Source organism: Spiroplasma sp. ald (genome assembly GCF_044714355.1).
Classification (GTDB): Bacteria; Bacillota_I; Bacilli_A; order Mycoplasmatales; family Mycoplasmataceae; genus Spiroplasma; species Spiroplasma phoeniceum.
Genome location: NZ_RXFY01000072.1, coordinates 1 through 5,775 on the forward strand (window position 1 = coordinate 1; position 5,775 = coordinate 5,775).

Annotated in this window: 6 protein-coding genes; all 6 read right to left on the reverse strand. The window is 23.4% G+C overall.

The window, feature by feature from the left end; genetic code table 4:
• Positions 1-205: 205 nt before the first annotated feature.
• Positions 206-436, reverse strand: a complete 231-nt coding sequence (locus tag EHU54_RS04140) for a hypothetical protein (protein ID WP_400249086.1) — start codon at positions 434-436, stop codon at positions 206-208.
• Positions 412-873: a hypothetical protein gene (locus EHU54_RS04145; RefSeq protein ID WP_400249087.1), complete on the reverse strand. Its 462-nt coding sequence runs from the start codon at positions 871-873 to the stop codon at positions 412-414. Before EHU54_RS04145 ends, EHU54_RS04140 begins: the two co-directional genes overlap by 25 nt.
• Positions 874-895: 22 nt before the next feature.
• Positions 896-2,104, reverse strand: a complete 1,209-nt coding sequence (locus tag EHU54_RS04150; RefSeq protein WP_400249088.1) for a hypothetical protein — start codon at positions 2,102-2,104, stop codon at positions 896-898.
• A gap of 188 nt (positions 2,105-2,292) precedes the next feature.
• On the reverse strand, positions 2,293-2,865 hold the full coding sequence (locus EHU54_RS04155; protein WP_400249089.1) for a hypothetical protein: 573 nt from the start codon (positions 2,863-2,865) through the stop codon (positions 2,293-2,295).
• Positions 2,866-3,003: 138 nt separating this feature from the next.
• Positions 3,004-4,641, reverse strand: a complete 1,638-nt coding sequence (locus EHU54_RS04160) for a lipoprotein (RefSeq protein ID WP_400249090.1) — start codon at positions 4,639-4,641, stop codon at positions 3,004-3,006.
• Positions 4,642-4,677: 36 nt separating this feature from the next.
• Positions 4,678-5,775 (reverse strand): hypothetical protein (locus EHU54_RS04165; protein WP_400249091.1); only part of this gene is annotated, 1,098 nt, incomplete at its 5' end.

Sequence of the window (5,775 nt, forward strand, 5' to 3'; positions counted from 1 at the left end):
TAAAAACTATAAATATTTTGATTTTTAAAAATTTATAATTGATTTTTTATGATTTTTATTGTATTATTTGACTAATAAGGTTTGTTGCACTTCATTTTACATAATTCCCCAAATAAAAATGCATCTCTTTTAAAAAGTTCGTAAAATTTTTTAAAGATACTGACTTTTTTAGATGCATATTTTAATAATTATTTTAAATTATTTTTTAAATCAAATTTAAATCTTTTAATAGTCTGGCACCTAATATATCACCTAGGATAGCTAATATTATAAATTTTAAAATAAAATTATTTCTGACTGGTAACAATGGCGTTATGTCATCTTCAATTTCAATCTCTTCATATTGACGAAAATATTCTTGACTGCAACTCATTGATTCATATTCTTGATTTGTTCTTGAAATTAACTCTTTTATAGTTTTAAATGGTTTTTTCATATTTTTATACATTTTTTTCAAATACTTTTACTTTGGATTTCCTTATCACTAAAATATTGATTAATTTTATCTCGTAGTGAAGCTGAAACACTCCCTCTATTGCGAAAGTAATTATTAATTTCATTTTTTAATAATACCCACTCACCTTCAGAACTTTCAAAATATTTATCAATTTCACTTATTATTAAAGAAAGTATAGAATCTTCTAATTCATTTGAGCATTTATCCTCTTGTGTTTCTGTCTCATCTAAATAATTATCAATTTTATTTAAAATTGAAGAACTTCCACTTGTTGAAGGTCTTTGCTCTGCACCTAATGACTTATTCATTGTCATTGTTAACACTTTTGCTAATTTTTCATCTAAGTTTGACTGTGTCATACCACTAGTTGAAGGAGTAGTCATATCAGGATGCTCTGTTGTTTGTCTTTTTTTCAAAATTCATCATGTATTTTTGCTATTATTCTAACTTGACTATTTTGGATTTTTCTTCCATTAATTTTTTTCATTCAACAATATCATTATTGTTATCAACAATTTCATTATAATATTCAAAATAATCACGTTGTCAAAAACCACCTTTATATCCAATATATGAAGTTATTCGAATTGACTCATTATTTTTTAATTTTAAAGAACTATTATAATAATAACTAAAATTTTCTCAAATTAAATCAGCAAAAGAATTTAACTCTTTTAAATTAAGTTTATATTTAATATCATTATATGCAGGAGGAAAGATTGATAATAAATTTATTAATTTACTAATAAAATCATATTTACCATTGGAAAAGAAAAGTGTATTTATTTTCTCTCAAATAATTTTGTTAATTTTAATTTTAATTTTTGTTCTTGTTGATCATTCAACAACATTATCTTTTCCAATACATTGGTCATTATCATATCTATATCTTTCTTGAACAGCTGTATTCAATTCCTGCTGGAAGGTAACGTTGTCTTGATTATTTTTTAGTTCTGTTCTTTCACCAATAATAATATCATTATATTTTCAAGGATTTTGTTGATCTAAATAATAATATGTATATCCAAAATAAGAAGTAATTTTTACAGCTTGATTATCAAGCTCTAAATTAAGAAATAAGTCATAATAGTAAGGAAAATTTTCTCAAATTAAATCAGCAAAAGAATTTATATCATTGTCTGTAATTGAATTTCATCATGCACTATGATCTTCTCTATGAAAATTAGCAATTCCATTTTTCAATTTAATTATAAAATCTTCTTTTAAATTTAACATAAATAAAACAACTATTTCCATTCAAGTCTTAGCTGTTAGTGTTAATTTTAATAAGTCCGATGACAAAAATTTATAATATTTTTCAAGAGCATTTTTTTGAAAAGAATACTGGTTAGAAGTTAATAATTTTGGTATTACTTTTGGCACTAACCTTGCTAATTGTTTATCTAATTCTAATTCTACAATAGGGCGTGCCGAAGATGAAACTATTTCAAATTTTTCTAGTGTTTTTCTTTCTGACCTGCTTAATTTTTGATCATCATATTTAGTTAAATTAATAATTTGGTTTGGTTTTAATTTTTCTAATTGTTTGTTAGTAGTTATATGTTCATATGAATTATTAGCAACTGTAAAAGACATCCCATTAATTCCAATTGCTGTTGCACTTATTAAACATAATATTTTTTTCATTTATGTTTTCTTTTTATTTTTTTATTATAAATTTAATATTTTCATAGTTAATTTTTTTGCCATAATATCATATACTAAGAAAAAACTAAACTTTAAAATGCTTGTAAAAGTATTTCAAATGCTTAGTTTTTATTTTGATTTATTAGCACATTGTAATTAAGTTAATAATTTGCTTTTAAATAATGTAATTAAGAAATTATAATTTCAAAGTAAAATTTTGTCTGCGTCTTGGTTCAACCCAAGAAGGTCGGATTAGCAGCAGTTGCTTTAGCTGTTAATTTAACATTAATAGTATTATTAACATATTCAAAATCTAAAAATAATTCGCCATATGCGATAGCATATGTATCTTTATCAGCTGTATATCAAATATTGCCAATATTTTTTCTTTTTAATTTTATTTCGCTTACTAAAGGTATTCCCGATACTATTTTATCAGAAGAGTCAAATGAAAATAAATTCACCCAACCATTGCTAGTTTGTGAGTCAAAACTAGTTCCTTCTGCTCAGCCTTCATAACTATTTGACAATCCTTTTATTTGAAATAATGAGTATTTATTTTTAGGGAATAATTCTTTAGTTCAAAAAAATACATTTTCACTAGAATTTATTCTTGCAAAACCATCAACTTTAGTTACAGGTGTTTTTAATTCAATTTTTTCACAAATAATATTTTTTTTACTTATATTATTTTTTCTTTTTATTAAATTTATTTTTTTTCTATCTTTTCTTATTTTATAAAATGAATTAGTATTTAACAAAAAAATTAGGTAATAATAATTCTAAGTTCTTTTTCATAATTTATTGTCTTCTCTGAATTAAAAGATCAATTAAAAGATTAAGTTTTTAAATTTATCTATCTTTAACAATAAATTATTTTTAATATATTTTTTAATCATTTATCTCATTATTGGATATATTAGAAATAAAACACAATTACTTGGTAATTTATTTTCCCCAATCCCAGCAAAAGAATAATATAAACCACTATTTAAATCTTTACCAAAAGTAAATAAAGTAGCTCAACTTTCATTTTCAGAATATTTTAATGCTAAAACTGAGCCTTCTAGTTCATTAACATCAACTATTTTTTCTCCTTTTGCTCTCTCAAATAATGGATGTGATATTAAATTAAATAATTCAATGTCTTCTAAATCCATTGTTGCCTCAGAACTTTTAAAATTATCCAATAACATTTTTGTTACTTCTTTTAATCCATCTCTTTGATTTTTATCTAATAACTTTTTAAATAGTAAATTAGAAACTTTAAGTTCAACTGCCTGAGTTGTAATTTTTAAACTATTTATATATTTTCAAAAAGCAATAATAATTTTCCCTCAATTATTTAATTTTTTATCAATTGCGGCTTTTGATAATTGCAAAGTTATCATCAAATCTTCATCATCACTACCTTTAACATTTCCTGACAAACCCATACCATAAATATTAATATAGGTTAAATTAATTTTAAAAGTTCCTAAACTTAAATAATCTGTTTCATTAATATTTAAAGCAGGACCAATTTTATTCTTATAAAAATTAACAAAATCACCTTCTGTAACATTTTCAATAGTCTTTGATCCTTCATCGCCTTTAAATCAATTAGCTAAAGTTAAATTATTAATATTTCGATTATCTTTCAAACTATCAAAGCCTTTATTTTTAGCAGATAAATCTCCCTTCATAACTTGTTCTATTAATTCAACAGCATTATAAGTTATTTCAATATTTTTAAACTCTTTTTTACTATTAATATATTCTTTAAATGAAAACTTTAATCTTTCATCTAAAGCTGTAGTTTTTTCCGAAAAATCTCATTGAACATTATCATATAAAGGCTTAAAAATATCATTTTTACTAAAATCAGCGTTTTCTAACTTTTTAAAATATTCTTGAATATTTTTAATTAAAAAAGTTGTTGCTTTGTCAGAAAGAAGTTTTAATACGGTTGTATTTTCACTAACATTATAGATTGTAGAAATTTCAAAACTTGAAAATAATGTTTTAAATTTAATACTTACCGCAGCTTTAAAATCAATTCGAACAGCACTAAATTTTTCTGAATTAATACCAGCAGGAAATTTATTTTTTATCGCTTCAACATTTACAAAATTAACATTAATAACTGTATGCTCTTCATCAAAATTTAATGGCATACTATTAGGAAAATAATTTGAATATTCATTCTGTAAATTATAATTTACTGTTTCAAAAATCTTCGTAAAATCATTAATAAAATAATTTGCTAATTTCTTATCTTCAGCATTGTTTAAATTCAATTGATACATTGAATTACCATTATCAACTTTTGCATAAATTTTTGCTAAATTATTTTTGCCACTATCGACATACATCTTTTCTTTTATTTTCTCAGTAATTGCAGTAACTGCTTTATTCTGAATCTCAGATAATACTTCAAGATCACGCGCAGTTGTATCTTCTTTCTTCACCTTAGTCTTTGTATGACATGCTACAATATTTGATACACCAGTACCAGCTAAAGTTACAACACCTAAAACACTTAATAATTTTTTCATAGTTTTTTTTCTCCTATTTTTTATAAACTTAATTATTTATTTTCGCGGTCATATTTGTAAAGATACCTCATTTTTTTCTTTTGCTCCTACAAACGAATAATATAAACCATACTCTAATTTTTTACCAAAAGTAAATAAAGCAGCTCAATTTTGTTTCGAATATAGATGAAATCATTGTAAAACAATATTGTTCGCATCATATTCATCTTTCATTCCTTTTACTCTTTCAAATAATGGGTGTGATATTAAATTGAATAATTCAATGTCTTCTAAATCCGTTGCTTCTTTAGAACTTTTAAAACTATCTACTAATACTTTCAAAGTTCCTTTTAATCCATCTCTTTGATTCTTATCTAATAACTTTTGAAATAATAATTTTGGTACTACCACTTGAACTGCCCCATAACGAACATTAATCAACTCATTATTGGTAATATAATTTCAAAAAGCAATAATAATCTTTCCTCAATTATTTAATTTTTTATCAATTGCCGCTTTTGACAATTGTAAACTTACCATTAAATCCTCACCATCATTGTTTTTGGCATAACCTGACAAACCCATACCATAAACATTAATATAAGTTAAATTAATTTTAAAAGTTCCTAAATCCAAATAATCTGCTTCATTAATATTTAAACCATGACCAATTTTATTTTTATAAAAATTAACAAAATCACTTTCTGTTACACCCCTATTAGTTTTTCAACCATTTCTGTTCTCATCTTTAAATCATTGTGATAATTCCAAGTCATGGATATTTCTACTATCCTTTATAATATCATAACTTTTCTTTTGAACAGACAAAGTTTCTTTTGTTAGTTGGTCAACCAAAGGTACAGCATTATAAGTTATTTCTATATTCTGAAATTCTTTTTTACTACTAATATATTCTTTAAATGAAAATTTTAATCTTTCATCTAAAGCTGTAGTTTTTTCCGAAAAATCTCATTGAACATTATCATATAAAGGCTTAAAAATATCATTTGTACTAAAATCAGCGTTTTCTAAGTTTTTAAAATATTCTTGAATATTTTTAATTAAAAAAGTTGTTGCTTTGTCAGAAAGAACTTTTAATACGGTTGTATTTTCACTAACATTATAGATTGTAGAAATTTCAAAACTTGAAAATAA